We start from the raw sequence: 25,865 nt of genomic DNA, 5'->3' as shown, positions 1-25,865 counted from the left end.
TCTCCTTTCGGTTCCGTATCGGGCGGCTAGACGGCGGCGGCGAGATTCGCTGGTGGTTCGACGCCTACCTCGGTCATGATCGCGGCGTGGTAGCTCGGGCCCGGGACATGGATCGCATGAGCCAGGCCCATGTGGGCGTCGCGCCAGAAACGTTGGACCGGGTTGTGCAGGCGCAGTCCGTTGCCGCCCGAGCGCGAAAGGATCGCGTCGATGGCGTTGGTCGCACGCCATGCGGCCTGGATCTGGGTGCGGCGGGCAACCGCGCGCTGCTCGAGGCTGATTTCTCCGCCGGCGGCCACCGTGTCGTAGAGGCGGCTGATGCTGGCCAGCAGGGTGTCGCGCGAAGCGCTGATTTCACCGGCGGCCTCGCTGACCGCGTACATCGTGTATGGGTCTTCGACTGACTTGAATCCGTTGATCTGTACGCGTTCGCGCTGGTAGTCGAGGTGGGCCTGCAGCGCTCCCTCGGCGATTCCGATGACAGCTGCGGTCAGTCCAACCGGGAAGATGCTGTAGAACGGCAGGCGGTGAATGGGCTCGGTCTTCCCTGCCTTGCGGGCCGTCTCGCCGGCGAACAGCTCGGCCTGGTCGATGGCGCGGTATTCGGGAACGAAAACGTCATCGATGATGACGTCCTTGCTGCCGGTGCCCTTCAGCCCCACGACCTCCCAGGAGTCCTCCACGATGGTGTAGTCCTTGCGCGGAACAACCACGTGAAGGAAGCGCGGTGGCTGAACCGGCTTGCCCTCCGAATCGCCTAGGAAGGCGCCGAGGATGACCCACTCCGAGTGGTCGGTGCCGGTGGAGAACTGCCAGTGGCCGGTGAAGCGGTAGCCGCCCTCAACTGGAGATGCGGTGCCCATAGGTGCGTATGGCGAGGAAACCCAGGTGTCTTCGTCTTCGCCCCAGATTTCCTCCTGCAGCTTCGGCGACATGAGCTCCAGCTCCCATGGGTGCACGCCGACCACTCCGGCAACCCAGCCGGCTGAGCCGTCCAGGCTTGCGATCTTCATGACGGTTTCGGCGAATTCCACAGGGTGGGCGCGGGTGCCGCCGTACTCGACCGGTGCCAGCAGCTTCATAACGCCGCTCTCACGCAGGATCTGCACGGTTTCATCGCTGAGCTTGCCCAGTTCTTCATTGACGGAAGCCAATGAGCGGAGCTCATCGGCACGGGTGGTGAGGACATCGCTCACGGTGGTTGTCGTCATGGACTTCTCGCTTCCTAATCACGCCCAAAAACTCTGCTGCTGGCTAAAACCTAGGCAATGAACGGATCCAACGTGACCTATGTCTCAGCCATCGGGATTGCTGTTTCCCAGGGGGATAAATCGGTTGAGCGCGGGCATCCCGGTCATCGGGATCCGCGCCAAGCTGGGTGCTGTGCGGCCATAAGGTACACCAAAGACCATTTGTATCCGCAGAACGAGGAGCCCATCAGATGACTACGGAACTTCGGAGTTTGCCGGGCGGAACGCCTCTAGCCGGCACCGACGCAATCCTGCGTGAATTGCCCACCGAGCAGGGAACGCTGCGCTACTGGGAAGCCGGCGAGGGCAGTCCCCTGGTGTTCCTGCATGGTTCGGGGCCGGGCGTCAGCGGATGGCAGAACTTCGGTGCTGTATTGCCGGCCTTTGCCAAGCATTTCCGCTGCTATGTGGTGGAATTCCCGGGTTTCGGAATCAGTGACCCCACAGACCTGCACCCCATGCCTGCAGGGGCCCAGGCCGTGATCGACCTGCTCGACGGGTTGGGCCTCGAGACGGTCGACATCATCGGCAACTCCATGGGCGGCATGGTCGGAACACTGTTCTCCATGAGTCATCCCGAGCGCGTGCGCCGTCTGGTGACTGTGGGCGGACTGGGCCTGAATACCTTCGCCCCGTTCCCCGCCGAGGGAATCAATCTGTTGGTTGCCTTCACCGAGGACCCCACCCGCGAACGTCTCATCCAGTGGCTTCACTCAATGGTTTACGACGAAGAAACCGTGACCGAAGAGCTGATTGAAAAGCGCTGGGCTCTGGCCACCGAACCTGGAACCCTGGCGAGCGCCCGCAAGATGTACAGCGCCGCAGCGATGAAGGCCATGATTGCCGCACAAGCAGAATCCGATGTCCCCCCGGCCTGGGCAATGTTGCATAAGGTCAAGGCGAAGACGCTGATCCTGTGGGGCCGCGATGACCGGGTCACGCCAATGGACGCCGCGCTGATCCCGATGCGCACCATTCCCGACGTGGAACTGCATGTGTTTCCCCGGTGTGGGCACTGGGCCATGATCGAGCAGAAGCAGGCCTTTGAAAGCGTCGTCGTTGAATTCCTGAACCGTGAGGAGAACGTGTCATGACCAGCACCGTCAGCAGCCCACGGATCACCGCGCTGCAAACCCGAGTAGTTGAAGTAATCCGGGAAACCGCAGATGCGCATACCCTGGTGCTTGAGCCGGCCTCCGAACAGTCGGAAAGTTTCCGCTACCGCCCGGGTCAGTTCCTGACCCTGCGCATCCCCAGTGACCGGGACCATGACGCGGCCCGCTGTTATTCACTGTGCAGCTCACCTGAACAGGACGAGCAGCTTAAGGTCACCATCAAGCGCACGCGCGACGGGTATGCCTCGAACTGGATCTGCGACAACGTGGAAGCCGGGCACGTGCTGGAGGTGCTCAAGCCGGCCGGAACCTTCGTGCCGACCACGTTGGACACCGACTTCCTGCTGTTCGCAGCGGGCAGCGGAGTGACCCCGGTGATGTCTATCCTGAAATCCGCGCTGATCGCGGGCAGCGGCATCGTGACACTGATCTACGCCAACCGCGACGAGCAGTCGGTGATCTTCAAAGATGAACTGGTGGCGCTGACCAAGGCCTACCCCGGGCGCCTGCACGTGATCCACTGGTTGGAGACCGTGCAGGGCATCCCTGATCTGGCAGCGATGGCAGCCCTGGCTCAGCCCTACGCGCAGCGCGAGGCCTTCATCTGCGGCCCGGGCCCGTTCATGGACTGCATCGAGAAGGCGCTGGAGAAGGTGGGGACCGCTCCCGAGCGCATCCACATTGAACGCTTTACTTCGTTAGATGCGGATCCATTCGCACCTATGAAACCGCTGATTCACGAAGCGGACGGTGAAACGGCCACCATCGAAGTGGAGCTCGACGGAAATACCAGCAACTTAGCCTGGCCCGCCGGAAACAAGCTGCTCGACGTGCTGCTCAACGCAGGCATCGACGCGCCCTTTTCCTGCCGCGAGGGGGCGTGCAGCGCCTGCACCTGCATCCTGCTGGAGGGCAAGGTCGAGATGGAACGCAACGAGGTGCTCGAAGACCAAGACCTGGAAGAAGGCCTGATCCTGGCCTGCCAGGCCACGGCAGTGAGTCCGCACGTGAAGATCTCCTACGAGGGATAGGCCAATGGCAAATGCCCGCCGCACGGCGGGCATTTGCCATCTAACCGCGTTTGGCTTCCGGCGGCTGAGGCTCGGTGCCGCAGCACAAAATTCGGGACCGTACCTTGTGGGTACGGTCCCGAAGGCTGTGGAAGAGCGTGGGTGCGACGGCGCTAAGACACGGCCTGATCTACAAGCTCCAGGTTGCCCTGAGCGGTTGCATCACGGATCACCGCGCGCAGGGTTTCGCACCCCACATACTGGTCGCGCGGCAGGTTGCTTTCGGCGACCGCAGGCCGCTCACGGCACAGGTCCAGCGCCTGGGCGGTCCACTTGACACTGGTTTGGGCCCACGCGGACTTGCGCACCAGCACCTTGGCTAGGCATTCGGTGCAGCGCACCGGCTGCATGCCGGTTTGGGTGCCCAGGGTTTCGGTGCGCTCATCTCGTTCACGATTCGACATTACGCCAGCTGCTTTCCGTTGACTCTGCGGAGGATCAGGTTTCGTGCCGAGGACCGGGTCCACAGCTCCATGGGCATGGTGGTATCCACCTCGTATTCGAACCGGTCGGTCATCCCGGAATCGACGTCGCCTGTATCGACAAAGAACTGACCGTACCAGCGCCGCAGCGCCGCGACTGGGCTGTCGGCTCCGGGGGTCTTCCGCGAGTCCTCGTCCTGGCCACCTCGCAGTTGTGCGTGCACGGCACCGGTGATGGACCGCAGGATCTGCGTGGCGTGCCGCGCGGCGACGGCCTTGAGCTCCGGGTCCGCGGGCTGTTCGGTGCGCACCAGCACCCCGGTCATCAGCACCAGGTGGTGCTCGTCGATCGGGTAGTGCGCAGTGAGCACCACTGCGTCAAGGCTGCGGTCTTCCATGACGTAGTCCAGCTGGGAAATCATCACCGCGGGACCGAAGTAGCTTGCCACGGAGTTTGCCAAGAGGATCTTCGCCCCCTGCGGTGCCGGATCCTGCGGCTGGTAGCTGTGATGCAGTGGCCCTTCGAAATACTGGGCGGCCCGATGCCCCTCGAAGACGTTCTTGAAGTACAGCGGTTCACCGTCTGTGACGTGGGTCGAGTTGGCCAAGCGCACCAGGTGCTCCATGACCTGCCCGGTGTGGGCCGTGAGGACCGTTTCCGTCCACGACCAGTTTGACCAGCCCGGGCCCTCGGCGCAGTTGGCCGCGTCGGGCCCGGTGATGCGGGGGATGGCCAGCTGCTCCGGCGGGGGATTTTCCTGCGGGTCATGCCAAACGAACAGCAGACCGTCCTGTTCAAGTGCGGGCAGTTCGCGCTGTTGGCCGGGCTCGCCCAGCAGCACCCGCGGTGAAGCGTCGGGGTCCGCCTTCACCAGCAGCCGCCGGCCGAATGCCTGCAGGCTGTGGGCGTCGGCGGCGTTGAAGCTGTGGGACATGCCCAGGCAGTGCCACCCGCGCGCGAAACGCGGCGGGGAAGCATGAGGCGTATGCCGGTCCTTTGGCTCTGGATTGACCCGAACCATGTGCATCCCATTCCTTCGTCAAGCCCGTCCTGAAGCCGCTCCCCAAGGACCGGGTTCCGGTGAACCCGTAAACCTATATCTAGCCATAAAGTTCACCCTGGTAACCGGTAGATCCCGGTGTGTGGGATGTCACAGAAGTTTTGTGCGGGCGGTTGTCCACGGTTGTCCTGCTGGGTGGGATGAGACGTTCACCACCTCTCCGGGTCTGATTGTCTAGCGCACACACTCATGTGGACGACAAAGGAGAAACTATGTCCAACAATCAGGTTTGGGACGACGAGTACGACGTTGTGGTCGTCGGTTCCGGCGCTGCGGCCATGGCGGGCGCCTATAGCGCGGCTTCGCGGGGCCTGAAGGCCCTGCTCGTTGAGAAGACCGACCTCCTGGGCGGTGCTTCGGCCTATGCCGGCGCCTCCTGCTGGCTGCCGGGAACCCAGGTGCAGCAGCGCGCCGAGGTCGAGGATTCAACCGAGTCGGCCAAGGCCTACCTTGCCTCCGTCATGGGTGATCATGAGATCGAACGCCGTGAGGCATTCGTCGATACCGCCCCGGAACTGGTTGCCTTCTTCGAGCGGGATCCGGCCATCGAGTTCTACTGGACCTCATTCCCCGACTACTTCACCGGCCCCGAGAGCAAGCCGCTGGGCCGCTCGATGATGCCGGTGGATCTGCCGCGCGAGGAAATCGGCGACCTGGCCGATCTGGTGCGTCCGGTGGTTGAATACGACCGCTACAACCAGCCTCACCCTGATGGCCCGCTGACCGCCGGCCAGGCGCTGATCGGCCGGCTGCTGCTGGCGCTGACCAACACTGGCAACGGCACCATTCGTCTGGAAACCGAACTGATCGACCTGATCACCGAAGACGGCCGGGTGACCGGAGTGATCGTGAAGGACTCCGAGGGTACCCGCCGCGTCCGCGCCACCGAGGGCGTGATCCTTGGAGCCGGCGGTTTCGAGGCGAACCAGGAATGGCGCACCGAGAACCAAGCGCCGGGCTCCGCGGCGTGGACCATGGCTCCGGCCGGTGCAAACGTTGGCACCGGCATCCTGGCTGGCCAGAAAGCCGGCGGCGCCGTGGAGATGCTCAACGAAGCCTGGTGGTGCCCGGGTGCCGTGCAACCACGGGGAAACACTGCCTTTGCACTGGGGTTCCGCGGAGGTGTGTGGCTTGATACCAACGGCCAGCGCTTTGCCAACGAGTGCCTGCCTTACGACCAGATGGGCCGCGTGCTGGCCGCAGCGCCGGAGCGCATCCCGTCCTGGTTCATTTTTGATTCGCGCTTCGGCGGCGAGCTGCCGGGCATCATGCGTCCGTACAACACCTCCCCGCAAGAGCATCTGGAGGCTGGCACCTGGGTCAAGGCGGATACGCTCGAAGAGCTGTCCCAAGCCACAGAGCTGCCGGTCGACGCCCTGAAGGCAAGCATCGAGCGGTTCAACGGCTTCACCGTCACTGGCGTGGATGAGGACTTCCACCGCGGCGAGAACCCGTATGACCAGTTCTTCGCCGACCCGGCCTATGGTCCGGGCCCGACCCTGATTGCGATCGACCAGCCACCGTACTACGCAGCGCGCATGGTGCTCAGCGACCTGGGCACCAAGGGCGGCCTGCGCACCGACGTGGACGCGCGTGTGCTGCGCGAGGACGGCACCCCGGTTCCGGGCCTGTACGCGGTGGGAAATACCAGCGCCTCGTTCTCCGGCGGCTTCTACCCGGGCCCCGGCACCCCGTTGGGTTCGGGCATGGTCTTCGCCTACCGTGCGGCGCAGACCCTGAAGGCACCGCTGAAAGCGCAGGTCGGCTAGGACCAACCGGCAGCATTCCTCCGTGAAAGCCCCGGGGGCGGTAGGTGCACCACGGTGTGCCTACCGACCCGGCCAGAGGTGGTTAAGGCCGATTTTCCCTCCGCAGCACGCAAGGGGCGCGCATCCATGCGGGATGCGCGCCCCCCTTGCGTGCTGCGGAGGACTAGCTACTGTGCCCTGCGCGTGCCTCGTCCAGCACGCCGGCCGGGCGGTGCGGCAGCGCTAGGGCGGTCACCGCATCGGCGTACATGATTTCCTTGACCGTGCCTAGGGTGCGTGGGTGCCGCGGCAGGTTGGCGGATGCCAGCTCGACCGCGCGTTCGAGCAGCTGCTCGGAGGCTACCGCGTCATCCACCAGTCCGGCCTCGACCGCCTGCTCCCCGCCGAAGTGCTGCGCGGTGAGCATCGCGTCGCGGGCCTGCGCTGCGGTGAGCTTTGCCTGCACCAGGGCAGCCATTCCCGGGGTGAAGGCAATGCCGATGTTCACCTCCGGAAAGCAGAAGAATCCGCGTTCGGTGCGCATCACCCTGTAGTCGTGTGCCATGGCCAGCAGCGCCCCGCCGCCGAACGCGTGACCGTTGACGGCCGCCACGGTGGGCATGGGCAGCACCAATAGGCGCCGGTACAGCTCCTGTAGGAGCCTGACGTACTCGGGGTCCAGCTCGATCGGACCGTCGGCTTCTAAAACATCCAGCCCGTTGGAATAGAACTTTCCTGAGCCAGTGGTGACCAGGGCGGTGGCGGGTCCGGCGAGCGCCTCGTCCAGCAGGTCGTTGACCCGTTGGATCCAGCCAACGCCCTGGCGGTTTTCGCTCTCGCCCAGGTCCAAGATGGCGGTATTTCCAGCAAGTCGCAGGCTAGGCATGTGCACCCGCAGTGGTTGTTGCCAGCGGGCGCAGGTTGCGCTTCAGGATCTTACCGGCAGCGTTGCGCGGCAGTTGGTGGGTGATTTCCACTGAACGCGGCACCTTGTAGTTGGCCAGCCACTTCCGGCAGTGGGCGATGACATCTTGCTCCGAAAGGTGCGAGTCCGTCAGCACCTCTACCACCGCGTGCGCCACCTCGCCCATGCGATCATCTGGCCGGGAGAGCACTGCGCAGGCCGAAACGCCGTACAGGGATCCGATGGTGTTTTCAACCTCTGCCGGGTACACGTTGAACCCGCCCACGGTGAACATGTCCTTGATGCGGTCAACGATGCTCAGGTAGCCGGCCTCGTTCAGCTTTCCCATGTCCCCGGTGTGCAGCCAGCCATTGGCGTCGATGGCGTTGTTGGTTGCCTGCGGGTCATCGAGGTAACCGAGCATGAGGTTCTCGCCACGGACCAGGATTTCTCCGGGAGTGCCGGAGGGGACGCTGGCGCCGCTGGTGTCAACAATGCGTACCTCGAAGCCTGCGGTGGGCCGCCCTGAGGTGCTGGTGACGGTGTGGGCGCTGTCGCCGGGGCGGCACATCGTGACAACCACGGCTTCACTCAGTCCGTAGGCGGTGGTCAACTGCTGAACCTGGGCTTCAGTGCGCAAGCGTTCAAGCAGGCGGTCCGGAACCATGGCGGAGCCAAGCACTGCCAGGCGCCAGTTCATTTCCGCGGCCGCCGGGAACTTCGGGTGGTCAAGGATCGACTGATGGATGGTTGGCGCTCCGGGGAGCACGCTGATTTTCTCCTCGCGCAGCAGGCGCACGGCTTCATCCAGGTCGAAGGTCGGCATCGGGTAGATCGCCGCGCCGGTGGCCAGGCACACCAGGATACCGACCTTGTAGCCGAAGGTGTGGGAGAACGGACTGACCACGAGGTAGCGGTCATCCGGCCCCATTTGGGCGTGTCCGGCCCACGCGTAGCTGACCCCCAGGGACTGGCGGTGCGCCGAGATGACACCCTTGCTCCGTCCGGTGGTGCCCGAGGTGAAGATGACGTCCGCGATGTCGTCCGCGCCCACCTGCTCGGCGCGTTCGGTGACAAGCGCCGGGTCGATGCCCAGGCCCGAGGCGATGAAGTCGTCCCAGCTCGTCACCGGGAGCGCCGCTCCGTACAGCTGTGCGCCATCGGAAGCATTGACCGGCAGGCTGATGATGGATCTGAGCTTGGGCAGTCCAGGAACCACATGGGCTTCATCGCCGTAGCCAAGCTGCGCGGCACCGTCGACGAGCAGTCGGGTGTAAGAGGTGTCCAAGAATCCTTCGGCAACGAACAAAACCCGGGCCTCCGCCCGGGAAAGGATCTGGTGTGCTTCGATGCCGCGGTAGCGCGAATTCAACGGAACCATGGCGGCTCCAACGCTGGTTGCGGCCAGCGCGGCAATGACCCAGCGGGCGGTGTTCGGCGCCCAGATGGCGACTTTGTCCCCATGCTTCACGCCGCTGGCGATCAAGCCGGCAGCGCACTGGTGCACCTGCTCGGCCAGCTGGGCGAAACTCAGGCGCACTGGTCCATCGACCAATGCTTCCCGATCGGTGAAATGCTCGGCGGCGTAGGCCACCAGAGCGGGGATGGTTTGCGGATGCTCATGGCTCTGCATGCACGTGGCTCCCTTGTCTTCTCGCAGCACCGTCCTCAACTGTTGGGACGCTCTTTCTGGCGTGATCCAGCTCAAACTTCACCCCGGCCAGGCTGCGTAAAGCATGCGCGGGGGAAATGTGTTGAGGCTACTGAGGATGGGAACGCAGTTTTTGTGTGGTCCCGGTGGGCGGGAGTGGCAAGGGGATGTGAATGGAGTGAACCGGTGAAGCGGGCGATGGTCAGAGGGGAAAACCTAGGCCATGATCCCGTCGAGGAACAGCGCGCTGCAGTCGGCCGTCAGCTGATCCAGCGTGTACTTCTTGGACGGGGTGAACCAGCGGGCGGTCAGCCATAGCGAGTCGCGCATCAGGCGGTGGGCGACGTTCGCATCCAGGTCCTTCTTGAATATCCCGCTCTCGATGCCCAGCTCAATAACCTCAACCCACAACTTGGCGATGTCGCTGCTGATCGCGCGGGCACCGGTCGACTTGGGCAGCTTCTGAATGTACGCGACCTCGTTCTGGTAGATCTGCGTGGCGTACGGATAATCGCGGATGATCTCCAAGGTGATGCGGATCAGCTGGTTCAACGCTTCGCGTGGTTGGGCGCCGGATTCGGTGACGCCGCGGTAGCGTCCCTGCAGTTCCTCGAGGAACTCGGTGAGGACTTCCTCGACCATCTCATCCTTGGATGCGAAATGGTGGTACAGGCTGCCCGAAAGCATTCCCACGGAGGCCGAGATCTCGCGCACCGAGGTGCCGCCGATGCCCTGCTGGGCAAAGAGCCGGGCAGCATTGTCGAGAATGACAGTCCGGCGGGTGGGTGCGGTCTTGTCGGCCATTAATCGCTCTTTCGCAGAGGGTGGAGTTGCAGAATTTGCTGGCTCTTGCGCCGCGCGGGGGCGCGACAAAGTCGAATTCCATCCTAGCAACAAACCAAGCGCTCGTTCTTGGCGGCGGAACATCCCGTCCACCGGGATATAACGCCCGAGCGACGGTAGTACCGGGATGTAATGGTGGGCGGTTTGAGAATACCGCCGCCGTTGACTTTTCCAAAGGAGCCGCCATGAGGAACTGGACCCACCATTACGCCCGGATCAACGATCTTCGGATGCACTATGTGGAAGAAGGCCAGGGTCCGCTGGTGGTCCTGCTGCACGGCTTCCCGCACACCTGGTTCAGCTGGCGGCACCAATTGACCGCACTGGCAGAGGCCGGCTACCGGGTGGTTGCCCCGGACCTGCGGGGCATGGGTCAGTCCGAGGCCCCCGAGGAACTGTCGGCCTACCGCGCCGATGTGATCAGCGCCGATCTGTGTGCCCTGCTCGATCACCTGGGGGAGGAGCAAGCCGTGTTTTCCGGGATCGACTACGGCATGTTTGCCGCCTATGACCTGGCCGTCGAACACCCGGAGCGGGTGCGCGCGCTGATCGGCCTGCAATACGCCGGGCTGCCGCACTACGACGCACTTCCCTCGCAGACCGAGCTCGAGCGCGGCAAGAAAAGCTTCAACCACATGGCCTACTACCATGCGGACCCGCACGGGGCCCGCGCCGACTATGACGCCCACCCGCGCGACATTATCTCCAAGATCTTCCATACCCTGTCCACCGACGGGGATTTTGCCGCGGTGTACGCCAACACGCCGGGAACCGCGTACCGCGAGGCGCTGCCTCAGCCGCCGGCTCTGCCGTGGTCCTGGCTGACCGAGTGGGAGCTGGAAGCCTACGTCAGCGACTTTGCCCGCGGTGGCTTCGGTGGCGGCATCAACTGGTACCGGGTGGCGGACCTGAATTGGGAATACCGCAACGCCCGCGGAGCCGGAAGCACCACCGTCCCGTACTACTTCCTGGGCTCGGAGACCGACCTGCAGCTGGCCGATCAGTACGGCGAAGGTATCCGAGCTCAGCTCGCCGCCCACCATGAGGACGTGCGTTCGGTGCAGAGTGTGCCCGGCGGCGGCTACCTGATCGCCATGGAGCGCGCCGCCGAAGTCAGCGTGAAGTTCCTTGAGTTCCTGCACGAGCTGGACCGGGTCCGTGGCTAACGGTGCGACGCACCTAGAATTGCCACAGGGGCCGCAGCGCGGTCCGCGAGTGATGCCATGAGGAGTCTGAGTGCAGTGGATTGAGGCGGCATTCGTCCGCGGCGGAACGAGTATGGGGCTGTTTTTCAACGAGTACCGGCTCCCGGAGGATCGCTCCGCTTGGGACCGGATCTTCGCCGAGGCACTGGGCTCCCCCGGACCGCTATGGTCGCCAGCTGGACGGGATGGGCGGCGGGATCTCCTCGCTGTCCAAGGTCATGGTGGTTGCCCGTTCGCAGCGCGAGGCAGTGGATCTGGACTATACCTTTGGACAGGTTGCGGTCGATTCCGCGACGGTCGACTATGCCGGAAACTGCGGTAATTAGTCCTCCGGGTGGTGCCCTTTGCCCTTGAATCCGGGCTGCTGGAAGCTTCAGGCGGACCGCAGCGCTTCACACTATTCAACACGAACCCTCAAAGATCGTGCAGGTGAGGCTGGAGGTACGCGACGGGCAGGCCGCAGTTCAGGCGAGCTGTCGCTGCCCGGAGTGCACGGCACCGCCGCACCCATTGAACTGAGCTATCCGGATCCGGCCGGAAGTCGCAGTGCGGGGCTGCTGCCCACCGGCGACCCGGTAGATGTGCTCAGTGTCGACGAGCGGGACTACCCGGTAAGCCTGGTTGACGCCGCGCTGCCGATGGTGGTCATCGAGGCTGCGTCGCTGGGGTTTCAGTGCACCGAAAGCCCGGAGCAGATCGACGCCGACAAGGCGGCATTGGTGTTGCTGGAGAAGCTCCGCCGGGCCGGGGCGGTCGCCATGAGGCTGTGTGCAACAGCCGCGGGGGCGGCGCTGTGATCCCCGAGATCGTGCTGGTCGCAGCTCCGGCACCCGCCAAGCTGCTGGATGGGTCGCTGAGCCCTACCGAGGATGTGGATCTGCTGATCCGGGTGGTTTCCATGGCCAGACGCATCGGGCGGTTCCGGGCACCGGAGCCATGTGTCTGGCGGCTGCGGCGCGAATTCCCGGCAGCATTCCTGCCTCGCTGGCCGGTTCCCTGGACGGCGAGGTGATCCGGCTGGGTACGCCCTCGGGTCCGGTGTCTGCCGCGGCGCACGTAGATGCCGCGGGCGTACTGGTGTGTACCTCGCTGCTGCGCACCGCACGGATTCTAATGAAGGGATTTGTCCAGCTGCCGCGGTAGAGCACCGCGGCAGCTGGAACGGATGGACCTAGACCTTGGCCAGCGGCAGTAGCCGCTCGCGGTTCACCGCGTACGGCGAATTTTTATCCGGCAGTGCACCGTGGTGGCTGTCCGGCTCCATCACGCAGTGCGTGCGGCCATAGACGGTGTACATGCACTTGTTGCAGTGGATGCAGCGGCCGCTGACCGTGGCATCCGCTTCGATGCGGTTGATCAGATCCGGTTCGCGCAGCAGCCCGCGGCCCATGGCCACAAAGTCAAAGCCCTCACGCATGCCGGTCTCGATGTGCTCTCGGTTGTTGATGCCGCCGAGCAGGATCAGCTTGGTATTTTTCATGACTGGCACGAACTGGCGTGCCGCCTCCAGCATGTAGAGGTCCCGGTAGGGGAAGCTGCCCAGGGCGAGTTTTCCGAACAAACGCACACCGGTTTTCATTGGTTCCTTGACCACCGCGGCGAAGTCCGCGACCGGCACATCGCCGCGGAACAGATACATCTGGCGGATGATCGAAGAACCCTGCGTCAGCTCGATGGCATCCAGGTTCTTATCTTCGTCCAGCAGCTGGGCGGTGCGGATCGAGTCGTTCAGCCAGATGCCGCCGGGTAACCCGTCATCCATGCTGATCTTGGCGATGACCGCGATCTTGTCCCCGACCTCCTCACGCACTCGCTGGGCGATCTCCCGGACGAAGCGTGATCGGTTTTCGATGCTTCCGCCGTATTCATCCTTGCGGCGGTTCAGTAGCGGGGAGAGGAACGAACTCGGCAAGTAATTGTGCCCGAAGTGCAGTTCCACGGCGTCGAATCCAGCGTCCACCGCGATCCGTGCAGCCTGACCGAACTGCTCGATCACCAACGCAATTTCCTCCCGGCGGATGGCCCGGCAGTATTCCATGGAGGAAGGATTCACGAACCTGCTCGGGCCCATGGAGGTGACGCCGGTGATCTTCTTGGAGGCCACCATCCCAGCATGGCCCAGCTGGGCGGAAATCGCGCCGCCCTCAGCATGGATCGCGTCGGTCAGCTGCTGCAGTCCGGGTAGCGCCTTTGCGCTCATGAGGATCTGTCCCGGGGCCGAGGCTCCCTCGGGGGAGACACAGCAGTAGGCAACGGTGGTCATGCCCGCTCCGCCGCGAATGTAGCTGCGGTGGAAGTCGATCAGATCGTCGGTGACCAGGCCCTTAGGGGAACGACCCTCGGAGGTCGCGGCCTTGATGATGCGGTTGCGCAGCTGTACCGGACCCAGGGTGGTTGGGGCGAACGGGTCGGGAATCATGGTGGTCATGTTCATCCTTTTCGCGGCGGATGCCGTGTGGTGGGATAGAGACTAGCAGGCGATAGCAAGGGGCTCCCACCATGGTGTGACCGTGGTGGGAGCCCCTTGCCGGGTGTGTGCCGCCGAATACTCCTAGAAGGTGTCGGCAACGAGCGTGTCGCCGATGACCGGCTCAACGCGGGACTTGATTTCCAGCCTTCCGTCGCTCACTGCATCGTCGATGCTCTGGCTCAATGACGAGCAGCTCAGTGCGGTGGTGCCGCACACGCTGTCCCTGGCATCGGCGGCGGCCTCGGCGAATCGGGGGCACGAGGTTGCCGCATCACTGACCCACTGCACACTGGTGTGCGGAATGCTGAATTTCTCCACCAGAACGGCGGTTCCGCACTGCTGGCAATCGATTTGTTTCATGAGGTGCTCCTCGCTGGCACGCATGCGGGCCGATAGTACTTTGCCCCTGCGGCGACGCGCCGGGTGCGTGGTTGATCGGTGAAGGCTAGGCCTTCGCCTTGGTCGGATCCTGCTCGGGAACGATGCCCTTGGCCAAGTTCTCGGCGACCTCGACCTTCCAGGTTTCCAGGGCCTTGGTGGTGTCCACCTCGAATTCGAAGCGGGCGACCATGTCTTCGGTGATGTCCTCGACATCCACGAAGAACTGCTCGTACCAGCGGCGCAGCTGGTAGACCGGTCCATCCTCTGCGGTCAACAGGGGGTTCTCGATGCGGGTCTTGTGCTTCCAGATCTCAACGTCCTGCTTGAATTGGGTCTCCACGCCTTCGGTGAACATCTCGGCCATAGCGTCGGCCTGCTCCTGGGTGACTCCGTCGATGGTGTGGACGGAGGTGCCGAACATCAGCACGAACGAGTCCTGCGAGATCGGGTAGTGGCAGTTGACCAGCTTGGTCTCTACAGTGGTGTCCCCGGCGACCGTGTATATGGTGTCCAGCATGAACGACGGACCGTAGTACGCGGCGTCGGAGATGGTCTCCGAGTCCGGCATATCCAGCTGTACGCCGGTGTGGATGTCATCGCGGCCGGTCGAGCGCATGTGCTGGGCTGCGACGTGGCCTTCGAAGATGTTCTTGAAGTACTGCGGCATCTGGTAGTGCACGTAGAAGAAGTGCGCCATGTCAACGACGTTGTCCACGATCTCGCGGCAGTTCGAGCCCTCTACCAGGAAGGTGTTCCAGGACCAGTCGCTCCACTCGTCGGTGCCGAAGCCCTCGATCTCCGGGACGGTGACATCAGCCGGAGGAGGGTTGCCTTGCGGGTCGTTCCAGACAAAGAGCAGGCCGTTTTTCTCCATGGTCTCCCAGGCCGCGGTACGGGCACGCAACGGCACACGCTGTGCGTAAGGAACCTCCTTGCACTTGCCGTCGCCGCCCCAGCGCCAGTCGTGGAACGGGCAGGAGATCTCGTCGCCCTTGATTTCGCCCTTGGACAGGTCCCCACCCATATGGCGGCAGAACGCGTCCAGCACGTTGAGCTTGTCCTTGGTGTCTGCCCAGATGACAACCTTGGTGCCGAAGACCTTGACGGTGTGCGGCTTGCCGTCGCGGAAGTCCTTCGCGCGGCCCAGACAGTGCCAGCCGCGGGCGAAGCGGGTCGGGTTACTGCCCGCGTCGATCAGGCGAACTTCGTCGAACTGCTCGGTGTCAGTGACTTCTGTCATTTCAGTAGTCATGGCTTCTCCTATTTTCTTTGGTGTGGTGCCGGTGAACTGTCTAGTTCTGCCGGTGAGGTAGCTGCGCACCGATGGTGGTCCATCATCGGTGAAGGCCTTGACGATGCGAGCGGAGGGTCTATCGGGATGCTCAGCGCATGAGCACTTGTCCGCCGTCCACCGGCAGGGAATGACCGGTGATGTAGCGGGAGTTTTCCGAGCAGAGGAACACGACAGCCGGGCCGATGTCTTTCTCGGTGTCGCCCATGCGTCCCAAGGGAATGGTCGCTAGGTATTCCCGCGCTTCTTCGGGATTGATGCGCTCCCAATGTTCCAGCGACGGGGAGCTCGCCAACGGAAGAATCGCATTGACCCGGATGCCGTCGGCCGCCCATTCACAGGCTGCCGTGCGAGTCAGCACACGGATCGCTTCCTTGGCGGCCGCGTAGCCGCCATAGCCGGTCGGGTTCCAGCGCACGCCGGCGGCGGAACCCAGATTGACGATGGAGCCATGCCCCTGCATGTGCGGATGGCATGCGCGCATTAAGCGCCAGGTGGCCAGCGGACCGGATTCCATGCCGAGCAGGTAGTCCTGCTCCGGAAGGTCCAGCAGCTGCCCGTGCACCGTTGTCTGGGCATTGTTGACCAGGATCGAGATTCCGCCGAAGTGCTCCACTACGTCTTCAACCAGCTGTTCGATCTGTTCTGCGCTGGTGACGTCGCACGTGAATGCCTGGGCATCTGCGCCCTCGCTACGGATTTGTGCGGCGGCGTCCTCCACCTTCTGTGTGGTGCGTCCGACGATCGCTACGCGGGCACCTTCAAATGCCAGTGCGCGTGCAATGCCGCGGCCAACGCCTTGGCCCGCCCCGGTGATCAAGGCCACGCGGCCATCGAGTACACCCATGCCTGCTCCTTTTGATTGCCAACGTTTCAGCACACAGTTTGCCCCGCGACTGTGACCGGGGTCTCGTCCTGTCCCGCTGTTTGGGACTCCGCGCCGAGCGGGGTTGTGATCGGCAACATACTGATCTCACGTTCCGGGAGGCAAGCAAGGGGCCACTGGCGATGCGCCGCGGCCCCGCCCATGGGGGCAATGCCTCCCGACTCGCGATAGCAGCTGCGCGCAGGACATCGATTGGTCCGCGCCGCCGGGGGAACCCCCTAGGCACCACACGCTTCAACGGATGCAGCCGCGTGCAAGCTCTGCGGACGTACATCACTCACATCCAAAGGACAGGAAATGCCATGATGAGGTCCGGGCAGCAAACCACCCAGAGAGCGGCCAGATTCCCTGGCTACGTCAAGATCGTCAGCGTACTGCTGGTCGCAGAATTCGTCGGCACCTTTGAATCGGCGATGATCTTCATAGCCCTTCCCAACTTGATGCATGATTTCAACGTCGATGCGGCCGCTGCGGGGTGGGCGGTCACCGCCTTCCTGCTGGTTGCAGCTGCCTCGGCAGCGATCTGCGGACGCTTGGGCGATATGTATGGGCGCAAGAAGCTGCTGGTGATCGTGCTGTCCATCTCCGTGGTCGGCTCCATCATCAGCTTCTCCTTCGGCACGCTGGGCGGCGTCATCCTGGGCCGCGCGCTTCAGGGTGCTGCCGGTGCCACCCTGCCGCTGTGCCTAGGTCTTGCCCGCCAGGAGCTACCCAAGGTGAAAGTGCCCAACGTGATCGCGCTGATCGCCGGGTCCTCGTTCCTGGCCGGCGCCGGCGGCAACCTGATTGCCGGTGTGCTGCTGCAGGTGGGCAACTGGAAGGCGCTGTTCATCGTCTCCGGCATCATGGGAATCATCGCCGCGCTGCTGGTCGCGATCCTGCTCAAGCCCTCACCGACCAACCGCACGGGAGCCCGCGGCATCGACTACATCGGCGGACTGCTCTTTGCCCCGGCCGTGGGCCTGGTCCTCTACGGCCTGACAAATGCCAGCGCTTGGGGGTTGCTGGATGGAAAGACCCTTGCCTTCGTGCTGGGCGGCCTCGCCGTCGCCGCCATCTGGTGCTGGTGGGAGCTGCGGGTGGAGAACCCGATGATCAACCTGCGCCTTTTGCAGACGAACAAGATGGCGCTGACCCAGCTGTGCACCGCCGTTCTGGGCATCGGCCCGCTGGTGGCCGTGGGCATCCTGACCCCGATCGTCCTGTTGTCTCCCGCAACCGACCCCGCAGGTCTTGGCGTTTCGCCGGCCATGGGCGGCGTCATCATCTTCAGCGCCGCGACGCTCAGCTTCATCGGCTCTCCGTTCAGCGGCAAGGTTGCCGCGGCCGTGGGCGCACGGCGGGTTCTGCTGATCGGCATCGTGATCAGCTTCGCCGGCTACTCGGCCATGTTCTGGGCGGACAACAACCTGCTCACCTTCATCATCAACACCTACGTCATCTCCATCGGAGTCATGTTCTCCTACACCGCGTTCCCGAACCTGGTGGCCGAGTCGGTTCCCCTAGAGAACACCAGCGAAGGGATGGGCATCAACACGGTGACCCGCACCATCTTCATGGCCGTTGGCACCACGGTGCTCACCATGGCCCTGGCATCCTCGACGGTTGAGGGGACCCTGGTGTCCACCGAATCCGCGTTCAACACCGCCTACATCATCGTCGCCGCGACCTGCGTGGTGGCCTTCCTCCTGGCACTGCGCATCAAGGACTCGCCGCGCACCGATGAGGCACATCCGCAGGACTCCGCACAGCTCAGCGTTCCGGGCAACTAGGCGCCCGATTCAGACTCGGGGCCCGAAACCCGGGCCCCGCCACACCCCCGCCCCGGGTCCGTCGGAGAACCGCAAGGACCGGGGCGGGGACCCGTCCGCCGCGCGCGCCTACCAAGGCATGCGCGCCGCCTGGACACGCTCCAAGTCCGCATCATCCAGCGCCCGGGTCCCGGGGGCTGTCACATCCATGCACTGACAACAGCAAAGGAAACACCATGGCGTCGTTTCTGCAGAAGCAAAACCCGGGGACTTCCCGGTCTTCAAGCTATGCCAAGATCATTACCGTGCTCATTGCCACGGAGCTCGTCGGTACCTTTGAATCCGCGATGATCTTCATCGCCCTGCCGAGCCTGATGGCGGAGTTCGACACCGACGCGGCCAGCGTCGGATGGGCAGCGACCTCATTCCTGTTGGTCGCCGCGGCCTCGGCCGCAATCTGCGGCCGACTGGGCGACATGTACGGGCGCAAGAAGTTGTTGGTGATCGTCCTGTTCATTTCGGTTCTCGGGTCGATCATTAGTTTCTCGGCCGGCTCCATTGAAGGGGTCATCATTGGCCGTGCCTTCCAGGGCGCGGCCGGAGCGACGCTGCCGCTTGGCCTGGGCATCGTGCGTGCGGGCATCGAAAAGGACAAGGTTCCCGGTGCGATTGCGCTGGTCGCGGCGGTCTCCTTCATCGCCGGTGCCGGCGGCAGCCTGGTTGCCGGTGTTTTGTTGGATCTCGGCAACTGGCACGGACTGTTTATCGTCTCCGGCATCCTGGGTCTCATCGCCGCCGTCATGGCGATGACCATGCTCGCACCTTCTACCGGACTGAGCACCGAACGCAAGAAGATTGACCTCATGGGCGGCTTGCTCTTCGCTCCGGCCATCGCACTGGTGCTCTACGGCGTCTCCAATTCCACCGTGTGGGGTATCACCGATGCCCGTACCCTGCAGTTCGTGTTCGGCGGCCTGGCCGTCGCCGCCATCTGGTGCTGGTGGGAGCTGCGGGTGGAGGACCCGATGATTAACCTGCGTCTTTTGAAGACCAACAAGATGGCACTGACTCAGCTGGCCACCGCGATCCTGAGCGTCGGTCCGTTGGTTGCAGCGCAGATCATCGGGCCGATGATCATGCTTTCGCCCCGCGGTCCCGGGGTTGGGCTTGGTCTTTCGCCGACCATTGGCGGGCTGATTATTTTCGGCGCCGCAACCGTCGCATTCCTGTGCGCACCGATCAGCGGCAAAATCGCCGCGCGGATGGGTGCCCGTCGGTCCCTGCAGATCGGCATCGTCATTTGCGTGATCGGCTACACGGCATTGTTCTGGGCGCAGCACGGGGTACTGAGCTACATCATCGCCATCACCGTGGTCTTCATCGGCACCATGTTCGCCTACACCGCATTCCCGAACCTCGTGGCCGAGTCGGTGCCGGTGGAGAACACCAGTGAGGGCATGGGCATCAATACGGTGACCCGCACCATCTTCATGGGCGTCGGTACGACCGTGACGACCATGGCACTGGCTTCATCGACAGTGGAGGGAAGCAGTGTTCCTGCGGAGGGGGCCTACTCGCTGGCCTACGTGATCGTCCTGATCGCCAGCGTCATTGGATTCGTCCTGGCCTGGCTGATCCGGGATCGAAAGAACGCCCAGGTGACTGCCGGCGAAGGAGATCTAGTCGGCGCCGTCGAAGGCTAAAATCCGGTCCGATTAACCAAAAAAATAATGAGGTCGGGGAGGGAAACCGGGCGGTTTCGCTCCCCGACCTTCTCGTCGTTTCCGGCCTGCCGTTAGGCTCCGCTGCGCTTGATGAGCGCGGCCAACGCCTGCCCGCCGCCGATGCACATGGTGACAACGGCATACGTCAGGTCTCGCCGGATAAGGTCCTTGGCCGCACGTAACAGCAGGATCGCGCCGGTGGCGCCGATGGGGTGGCCCAGAGCAATGGCGCCGCCGTAGGGGTTCACCCGCGCGGGATCCAGCCCTGCATCCCGAATGACTGACACTGCTTGCGCGGCGAAGGCCTCGTTGACCTCAAAGGTGTCAATGTCCTGCGGGGTGAGGCCAGTTTCGGCAAAGAGCTTGTGCAGGGCAAGCGTCGGTGCGTAGCCCATCAGTGCCGGATCCAGCGCCGCGGTCGTGACGTGCTCCAGCGTTGCCAGCCCGCCCAGCCCGAGCTCCCGAGCCGTTGCCTGGCTGCTCAGCAGCACCGCTGCGGCACCGTCGTTGACTCCGGAGGCGTTGCCAGCCGTCACGCTTCCCCCATGCTTGAAGGCGGGTTTCAGCAGCGAGAGGCTTTGGACTGTGGTGTCGGGGCGCGGATGCTCATCAACCGAAACCGTTGTCGGATTGCGCCCGCCGGTGGTCACCGAGGTGATCTCCTCGGCGAAGGCGGCGAGCGACCGGCTGGTGTTCGCCCGGCGCTGGCTCTCGGCGGCGAACTCATCCTGCTCCTCCCGGCGGATGCCGTATTTCTCCGCCACGTTCTCAGCCGTCACACCCATGTGCTGGCCGGAGAACGGATCGGTGAGCATTGCAACCGTGCCATCCATGACGGTGCGGTGCCCCAGACGCGAGTTGCCCCGTGCCTCGAAATCTAGGAAGGGCATGCGGGACATGGATTCCGCGCCGCCGGCGAGGATGATCCGCGAGCCACCCCAGGTCAGCTGCTGGGCCGCGGACCAGATGGCTTGCAGTCCGCTGCCGCACAGCCGGTTGACGGTGAAGGCCGGCGTTGCCTCGGGAAGTCCGGCTCCGAGTGCAACCCGGCGCGCCAGGTAGGCATCGGGACCCACCTGGCCCACGCACCCCATGATGACCTCATCAACCTGCTCGGGCAGGATTCCGCTGCGGATCAGCGCCTCGCGGGCGGCGATCTGTCCAAGTTCATGGGCAGGAACCCCGTTCAGGGTCCCACCGTAACGTCCTACGGGCGTGCGGGCGCCGTCGAGAATGACGATCTTTTCTGTAGACAAGTCAGCTTCCTTAGCTCCGGGAATTTTTGCGGGGCCAGGCCACATGCCAGGCCACATGCTAGACACGTTACGAAAAGTCCTCGTGGCGCCGGTGAGATGGTCCCGTTCTCTGGGATCCTCGGAGCGCCGATCCCCACCGGCGGGTGAGCATGGGAGGCGAAGATCCCGCAGGGGTCTGCGTAACGATCCGGCCCGGTCCGGGGTAAGGAATATGATGTTCTCCGATCTGGCGTTCTTCTCCTTTGTGGAGCTTGCCGATGCCTCACTGCACGGCGCCTATAACCGCTGGCACCAGCTGGACCACCGCCCCGAGAACCTTGCCCTGCCCGGCGTGGCCTGGGGCGATCGCTGGGCGCGCGTTCGTGAACAGGAATCGGCGCATATGGTGGATTCGGCGTTTGCCGAGACCGACTTCGTGGCCATGTACTGGTTTCGCTCCCCGATTGAGCAAAGTGTTGAAGCCTGGGACCGTCTGGGCGAAGCTTCATTCCAGTGGGGTCGCGGACCAATCATTCCGGGCGTTGAACGACGACTGCTTGCCTTCTTCCGCCCGGTCAAGGGCTATGCAGCACCGCATGCGATGGTCAGCCCGGAAGTGCTGCCCTACCGGCCGAACCAGGGGATGCACATCACGCTGATCCGCTACGCCGAGCCGCACGGCCTGGGCGCGCACGGCAGCTTCGGTTGGGAAGACACCAAGCTGATGCCCGAGCTGCTCACCGTTGACGGGGTCGCCGGCGGTTGGACGTTCTCCTTCAGCCACGCGCAGCAGCACTCCACGCTGCCCTTTGCGGACACCGTCAGTCATCAGCCGGGCGAACTGAGAATCCGGCTGCTGTACCTTGACGGGGATCCCGAGACTACCGGAACCGCGATCCGTGCCGCCGAGGCACTGCTTGCCGAGGACCCGTTGGCGCCGCCGCAGGCCGGCGAAGTCCTGTTTTCCTCAACCCTGAGCACGATTGTTCCCTGGAGGGACTGGTGAAAAGCATTGAAGAGCGCCTGCAGGCCCTGGAAGACCGGGCAGAAATCCTGGACCTGATTGCAAGCTATGGCCCATTTGCCGATTCCGGCAATGGCCAGGCCATTTCGCGACTGTGGGTTGAGGGTGGCACCTACACCTTCGATACCACCACACTGCAGCATCAGGAGCTTGCCGGGCTGGTCGAGCTCGATACACACAAAGATTTCATGGCTGCGGGGTGTGCCCATGTGGGGACCGCGCCCTCGGTGGTCATCGAGGGGGACACCGCGGTTGCCACAAACCACTCGCTGGTTTTCGCCCGCCGCGGAGAACCGTGGACCGCGGAGCGCGTCAGCGCCAACCGCTGGGAACTGATCCGCACACAGCAGGGCTGGCGCATATCCAGCCGTGAAAACCGACTGCTGACCGGCAGCCAGTGGGCCCGCGAGCTGTTCGGCAATTAGCTGCAGCACAGCCACAAAGGCTCCCACCGACTAAACCACCTAGGCTCCCGGAAGATGCCGGGAGCCTAGATGGTTTAAGCCCCGGTGTACGCTTCGAAGCGGGTCAGCGGGGTTTCCCCGGCCTCCGCAAGGCGCTGCAGGCTGGACAGACGCGGGCCAAGGGCGCTGCCGAAACGCTGATCCCAGTGGTCGAATTCGTCGTCCGCAAGACTGCGCCTTGCATGGTGCACCCAGTTGGGGTTATCCAGCATTTCGCGACCCAGCAGGATGATGTCCGCCTCTTGGTCTTCGATCATCCGGCTTGCCTGCTCCGGGTCGACGATGAAGCCAACGCAGGCAACGATTGCGTCGGTGTTCGCCTTGATTTCCCGGGCGAAGTCGGCGTGGAAGGCGAAGCCGCGGCGCACGCGTGTATCGCTTGAGCGGTCGGTGGTGATACCCCCGGAAGAGGTGTCTATGACGTCCACGCCGGCGGCGGCCGCGTGCCGGGCGAACTCGACGATATCCTCAATGCCCAATCCACCCTCCAGCACCCCGTCCACTGCTGACACGCGGTAGGAAAGGATGACGTTTTCAGGAACTGCCTCGCGAATGGCGCGGATCACCTCCAGCGGGTAACGCATGCGCCGCTGGGCATCCCCGCCGTAGGCGTCCGTGCGGGTATTGGAAATAGGGGAGAGGAAAGAATGCAGCAGGTAGCCATGGGCACCGTGCAGTTCAATGAAACGGAATCCCGCCGCGGCGGCGCGTCGTGCGACGGCGGCCCACTGGGCGATGGATCCAGCGATCTCCGACTCGCTTAGTTCGTGCGGTACGGGCCAGTCGGGGCCCGCCGGGAGCGCCGAAGGGCCTACGGTCTGCCACGGCGGGGTGCCGGCCAGCGCTGCGGTTGCATCAAGTGGGGCTCCCGCGTGCCACGGTTCGCGCACCGAGGCACGTCGGCCGGCGTGGCTCAGCTGGATACCGGGAACCGAGCCGTGGGCTGCGAGGAATCCTGCGATCCGCGTCATTCCCTCCACATGGGAGTCATCCCAGAGCCCCAGGTCGTGATGGGATATTCGTCCGCGCGGCTCGATGGCCGTCGCCTCGACGATGACCAGTCCGGCCCCGCCCAGGGCGAAGCGCCCCAGATGGGCCAGGTGGAAGTCGCTGACATAGCCCTCGGTTGCGGCGTACATGCACATCGGCGAAACGCCCGCCCGCAGCGGCAGCGTGGTGCCTCGGATGGTCAGGGGCGTAAAGAGCGCCCGGGTCGGGGAGTTTGCTGTGCGCCTGTCAGTAGTCATGCCGGAACGGTACCAAGCATTTGCTGGCCTTGTTGGGCGAGTCCCGTTCCGTCGGATCAGGGAATTCGGCGCTCTGGCTCGTTGCGCACGGCGGGCAGCACCAGGGCAAGCACGGCTGCCAGTGCGCAGCTTGCAGCCATTAGCCCGAAGGCTACGGACAAGCCGGTATGCGTCAGGAACTGGGAGCCTTCGGCGGAGACCGCAAAGCCGGAGAGAAGGAAAGCGAAGGCCGCGCTGGTTCCCGCGCCGGAGAAGGCGCGGATCAACGAGTTGATGCCGTTGGCCGCGGCCGCATCCTGCGGCGGGCTGTAGCCCATGACCAACGCCGGCATGGCAGCAAAACTCAGTGCGGTTCCCATGCCCACCAATGCCGCGCCGATCACGATGGTTGCCAGCGTGCCGTGGGTGAACAGACGAAATACGAAGGCAGACGCCATGACCAGCGCACCCAGGGCCAGTACTTTACGACCATCAATGCGGTTGAGCAGTGCTCCGGCCACCGGCGAGAGCCCGGCCATTGCCAGCGATGCCGGGATCATCACCAGCCCTGCATCCAGTGGACTTAACGCCAGACCGGCGCCGACACCCTCGGGCGTCTGTACTTCATGTGCGGTCAGCAGGTGGTTGGCGAACATGCCAGTGGTGGCGAAAAAAGTCGCGATGTTCGTCAACAGCACCGGGCGGCGAAATGCGGTGCGCAGGTCGACCACCGCGTTCCTGCGGCGCAGTTGCAGGGGGAACCACAGGCCGGCGGTCACGACCCCGAGTGCGGAAATAATCGTCAACTGCACCGGGTGAGTGCTCCACCAACCGGACTTTGAAATGACGAACAGCACGCTGGCCAACATCACCGAAAGCCCCAGTGCACCAAGTACATCGAACCTGCCACCGGGATATGGCGCAGATTCCCGCACCAAAGCCAGGATGCCGCACAGGGCCAGAGCCCCGCCAATGGCCGAGAACGCAAAGATTCCTGCGGTGCCGAAGCTCCGGCTCAACAGGCCGGAGAGCAATAATCCTGTCGCCGAGCCCAAGCCAACCGTAGCGCTCATGACCGCAATCGCGGTGCCCGAACGCCCCGCGGGCATCATGTCCCGCAGCAGGCTGATGCCGATGGGAACGGTGGACGCGGCGAAGCCCTGCAAAGCCCGGCCGGCAAGAGTCCAAGCAAACCCAAGTCCAGAAGCGGCTACCAACGACCCGGCCACCAGCAACCCCAGGGCTACCAACAGCATGCGCCTTCTGCCATACATGTCGGCCATGCGGGAAAGCACCGGGGTTCCCACGGCTCCGGCCAGCAGCGTGATCGTCACCAGCCATGATGCGTCCTCGGCCGCGACGCCGAGGGTCTCGGAAAAGCTTGGAAGTGAGGGTACGACCAGCGTGAACTGCATGGATGACAACATGCCGCTGAGCGCCAGCAGGACGATGGTTGGCCACTGGAAACTTGTCGATCTGGTTCGCGCGGCTTCCCTGTCGAGGCTGCGTGTTGTGCTCATGCCTGCGGGCTGCGCTCGCCGAGGGACTGACGGGTTCGATTATCCACAGACATCAGGCTGCGCGAGATTCTAAGAAGGTGCGGAAATTCTCCGGCAGGCGGATTGCCTTTTGTTCTGGGCTGACCGTGACGAGCCAGTTTGAGGCGGTGGCCACCAAAGCGTGGTCGTTGTGCCGCCACATTTGGAAATCGAGGCGAACCGAGCAGTTGCCGACTTCGCCGACGCGCAACTCGACGGTTATTTCGTCAAAGAGCCGGGCTGCCTGCAGGTAATCGCAGTGGGTTGCCCTGGAAACTGTCCACCAACCGAACCGTTCAAGCAGGGTGTCCTGGCGGAACCCGTTCAGCAGCAGCCACTCGGTCTGCAGGGCCTCCATGCGCGGAAACCATGTGGCGTAATAGAGAATCCCCGCGGGGTCGGTGTCCGCGTAGCTCAGTCGCTGGGTGTGCTCGTGCACCGGGCAGAGGGGTATGGGTGCTTGAGCTGAATCGGTCTGCATTTGCCTGTGGATCCCCTTGAAGTCCCTACTGTGGGACGTGCTCTGTCTGAAAAATATTGCGTACCAAACAAACGCATGCTTGGTATTGAGAGATTAAGCCTTTATGCTCAATGTAGCAAGCGTTA

At 63.8% G+C, this 25,865-nt stretch carries 25 protein-coding genes; 11 read left to right on the top strand and 14 right to left on the bottom strand.

The features are described from left to right. Nucleotides 1-26: 26 nt before the first annotated feature. Entirely contained in the window at nucleotides 27-1,211 is a 1,185-nt protein-coding gene (locus KUF55_RS17975) for an acyl-CoA dehydrogenase family protein (protein WP_218817550.1), read from the bottom strand. Nucleotides 1,212-1,441: 230 nt separating this feature from the next. Here KUF55_RS17975 and KUF55_RS17970 point away from each other — a divergent pair, with 230 nt between their 5' ends. Together KUF55_RS17970 and KUF55_RS17965 are read left to right on the top strand one after the other, a co-directional pair. Continuing rightward, nucleotides 1,442-2,344, top strand: coding sequence for an alpha/beta fold hydrolase (locus tag KUF55_RS17970; RefSeq protein ID WP_218817549.1), 903 nt, complete (start codon nucleotides 1,442-1,444; stop codon nucleotides 2,342-2,344). Then, nucleotides 2,341-3,396 (top strand): ferredoxin--NADP reductase, encoded by a 1,056-nt coding sequence (locus KUF55_RS17965; protein WP_218817548.1) that lies wholly within the window; start codon nucleotides 2,341-2,343, stop codon nucleotides 3,394-3,396. The genes KUF55_RS17970 and KUF55_RS17965 overlap by 4 nt, the downstream gene beginning before the upstream one ends. A gap of 152 nt (nucleotides 3,397-3,548) precedes the next feature. Here the strand turns inward: KUF55_RS17965 and KUF55_RS17960 are convergent, their stop codons facing one another. Both KUF55_RS17960 and KUF55_RS17955 read right to left on the bottom strand, forming a co-directional pair. Next, nucleotides 3,549-3,839, bottom strand: coding sequence for a hypothetical protein (locus KUF55_RS17960; protein WP_218817547.1), 291 nt, complete (start codon nucleotides 3,837-3,839; stop codon nucleotides 3,549-3,551). After that, nucleotides 3,839-4,792 (bottom strand): hypothetical protein, encoded by a 954-nt coding sequence (locus KUF55_RS17955; protein WP_218817546.1) that lies wholly within the window; start codon nucleotides 4,790-4,792, stop codon nucleotides 3,839-3,841. Before KUF55_RS17955 ends, KUF55_RS17960 begins: the two co-directional genes overlap by 1 nt. A gap of 338 nt (nucleotides 4,793-5,130) precedes the next feature. Here KUF55_RS17955 and KUF55_RS17950 point away from each other — a divergent pair, with 338 nt between their 5' ends. Next, on the top strand, nucleotides 5,131-6,687 hold the full coding sequence (locus tag KUF55_RS17950) for an FAD-dependent oxidoreductase (RefSeq protein WP_218817545.1): 1,557 nt from the start codon (nucleotides 5,131-5,133) through the stop codon (nucleotides 6,685-6,687). Nucleotides 6,688-6,850: 163 nt separating this feature from the next. Here KUF55_RS17950 and KUF55_RS17945 read toward each other — a convergent pair whose 3' ends face one another. From KUF55_RS17945 to KUF55_RS17935, 3 genes are all read right to left on the bottom strand, one after another. Continuing rightward, on the bottom strand, nucleotides 6,851-7,552 hold the full coding sequence (locus KUF55_RS17945) for an enoyl-CoA hydratase/isomerase family protein (RefSeq protein ID WP_218817544.1): 702 nt from the start codon (nucleotides 7,550-7,552) through the stop codon (nucleotides 6,851-6,853). Continuing rightward, nucleotides 7,545-9,203, bottom strand: a complete 1,659-nt coding sequence (locus KUF55_RS17940) for an AMP-binding protein (protein WP_218817543.1) — start codon at nucleotides 9,201-9,203, stop codon at nucleotides 7,545-7,547. Before KUF55_RS17940 ends, KUF55_RS17945 begins: the two co-directional genes overlap by 8 nt. Nucleotides 9,204-9,437: 234 nt before the next feature. Next, nucleotides 9,438-10,025 (bottom strand): TetR/AcrR family transcriptional regulator, encoded by a 588-nt coding sequence (locus tag KUF55_RS17935; protein ID WP_218817542.1) that lies wholly within the window; start codon nucleotides 10,023-10,025, stop codon nucleotides 9,438-9,440. Nucleotides 10,026-10,249: 224 nt separating this feature from the next. Between KUF55_RS17935 and KUF55_RS17930 the strand changes: the two genes are divergently transcribed. The 4 genes from KUF55_RS17930 (at nucleotide 10,250) to KUF55_RS18910 (ending at nucleotide 12,412) form a co-directional block, all read left to right on the top strand. After that, the gene (locus KUF55_RS17930) at nucleotides 10,250-11,230 is read left to right on the top strand and encodes an alpha/beta fold hydrolase (protein ID WP_218817541.1); all 981 of its coding nucleotides are present in this window, start codon (nucleotides 10,250-10,252) and stop codon (nucleotides 11,228-11,230) included. Nucleotides 11,231-11,454: 224 nt separating this feature from the next. Beyond that, a complete protein-coding gene (locus KUF55_RS18920; protein ID WP_255557168.1) occupies nucleotides 11,455-11,595 on the top strand; it encodes a PrpF domain-containing protein in 141 nt (46 codons plus the stop codon). Between the two features lie 18 nt (nucleotides 11,596-11,613). Beyond that, nucleotides 11,614-12,066 carry a PrpF domain-containing protein gene (locus tag KUF55_RS18915; RefSeq protein WP_255557167.1) on the top strand — a complete coding sequence of 151 codons (453 nt, stop codon included), beginning with the start codon at nucleotides 11,614-11,616 and terminating at the stop codon, nucleotides 12,064-12,066. A 139-nt stretch (nucleotides 12,067-12,205) separates the two neighbouring features. Beyond that, entirely contained in the window at nucleotides 12,206-12,412 is a 207-nt protein-coding gene (locus tag KUF55_RS18910; protein WP_255557165.1) for a 2-methylaconitate cis-trans isomerase PrpF family protein, read from the top strand. A 28-nt stretch (nucleotides 12,413-12,440) separates the two neighbouring features. On the opposite strand, the gene KUF55_RS17920 is transcribed toward KUF55_RS18910, so the two are convergent. From KUF55_RS17920 to KUF55_RS17905, 4 genes are all read right to left on the bottom strand, one after another. Beyond that, nucleotides 12,441-13,697, bottom strand: a complete 1,257-nt coding sequence (locus KUF55_RS17920) for an NADH:flavin oxidoreductase (protein WP_218817540.1) — start codon at nucleotides 13,695-13,697, stop codon at nucleotides 12,441-12,443. A 123-nt stretch (nucleotides 13,698-13,820) separates the two neighbouring features. Continuing rightward, nucleotides 13,821-14,099 (bottom strand): hypothetical protein, encoded by a 279-nt coding sequence (locus tag KUF55_RS17915; protein ID WP_218817539.1) that lies wholly within the window; start codon nucleotides 14,097-14,099, stop codon nucleotides 13,821-13,823. Nucleotides 14,100-14,184: 85 nt separating this feature from the next. Next, a complete protein-coding gene (locus tag KUF55_RS17910) occupies nucleotides 14,185-15,372 on the bottom strand; it encodes a Rieske 2Fe-2S domain-containing protein (RefSeq protein WP_218817538.1) in 1,188 nt (395 codons plus the stop codon). 130 nt (nucleotides 15,373-15,502) lie between these two features. After that, complete coding sequence (locus KUF55_RS17905) at nucleotides 15,503-16,258, bottom strand: SDR family NAD(P)-dependent oxidoreductase (RefSeq protein WP_218817537.1); 756 nt, start codon at nucleotides 16,256-16,258, stop codon at nucleotides 15,503-15,505. Nucleotides 16,259-16,599: 341 nt separating this feature from the next. Here KUF55_RS17905 and KUF55_RS17900 point away from each other — a divergent pair, with 341 nt between their 5' ends. Then, a complete protein-coding gene (locus KUF55_RS17900; RefSeq protein WP_218817536.1) occupies nucleotides 16,600-18,069 on the top strand; it encodes an MFS transporter in 1,470 nt (489 codons plus the stop codon). A 215-nt stretch (nucleotides 18,070-18,284) separates the two neighbouring features. Continuing rightward, nucleotides 18,285-19,751, top strand: coding sequence for an MFS transporter (locus tag KUF55_RS17895; RefSeq protein WP_218817535.1), 1,467 nt, complete (start codon nucleotides 18,285-18,287; stop codon nucleotides 19,749-19,751). Between the two features lie 92 nt (nucleotides 19,752-19,843). Here the strand turns inward: KUF55_RS17895 and KUF55_RS17890 are convergent, their stop codons facing one another. Beyond that, nucleotides 19,844-21,028 carry a thiolase family protein gene (locus KUF55_RS17890; protein WP_255557161.1) on the bottom strand — a complete coding sequence of 395 codons (1,185 nt, stop codon included), beginning with the start codon at nucleotides 21,026-21,028 and terminating at the stop codon, nucleotides 19,844-19,846. Between the two features lie 211 nt (nucleotides 21,029-21,239). On the opposite strand from KUF55_RS17890, the gene KUF55_RS17885 reads away from it, so the two are divergent. Together KUF55_RS17885 and KUF55_RS17880 are read left to right on the top strand one after the other, a co-directional pair. Next, nucleotides 21,240-22,013: a hypothetical protein gene (locus tag KUF55_RS17885; RefSeq protein WP_255557159.1), complete on the top strand. Its 774-nt coding sequence runs from the start codon at nucleotides 21,240-21,242 to the stop codon at nucleotides 22,011-22,013. Then, nucleotides 22,010-22,456, top strand: a complete 447-nt coding sequence (locus KUF55_RS17880; RefSeq protein ID WP_218817534.1) for a nuclear transport factor 2 family protein — start codon at nucleotides 22,010-22,012, stop codon at nucleotides 22,454-22,456. The genes KUF55_RS17885 and KUF55_RS17880 overlap by 4 nt, the downstream gene beginning before the upstream one ends. Nucleotides 22,457-22,530: 74 nt before the next feature. Here KUF55_RS17880 and KUF55_RS17875 read toward each other — a convergent pair whose 3' ends face one another. From KUF55_RS17875 to KUF55_RS17865, 3 genes are read right to left on the bottom strand one after another with little or no spacing between them, the layout of a single operon-like run. Next, the gene (locus tag KUF55_RS17875) at nucleotides 22,531-23,742 is read right to left on the bottom strand and encodes an NADH:flavin oxidoreductase/NADH oxidase (RefSeq protein ID WP_218817533.1); all 1,212 of its coding nucleotides are present in this window, start codon (nucleotides 23,740-23,742) and stop codon (nucleotides 22,531-22,533) included. A 56-nt stretch (nucleotides 23,743-23,798) separates the two neighbouring features. Then, entirely contained in the window at nucleotides 23,799-25,241 is a 1,443-nt protein-coding gene (locus KUF55_RS17870; RefSeq protein WP_218817532.1) for an MFS transporter, read from the bottom strand. A gap of 52 nt (nucleotides 25,242-25,293) precedes the next feature. Further along, nucleotides 25,294-25,740 (bottom strand): thioesterase family protein, encoded by a 447-nt coding sequence (locus KUF55_RS17865; protein WP_218817531.1) that lies wholly within the window; start codon nucleotides 25,738-25,740, stop codon nucleotides 25,294-25,296. Nucleotides 25,741-25,865: the final 125 nt, after the last annotated feature.

Source organism: Paeniglutamicibacter sp. Y32M11 (assembly GCF_019285735.1).
Lineage (GTDB): Bacteria > Actinomycetota > Actinomycetes > Actinomycetales > Micrococcaceae > Paeniglutamicibacter.
This window is presented reverse-complemented; position numbering and strand designations above follow the sequence as displayed.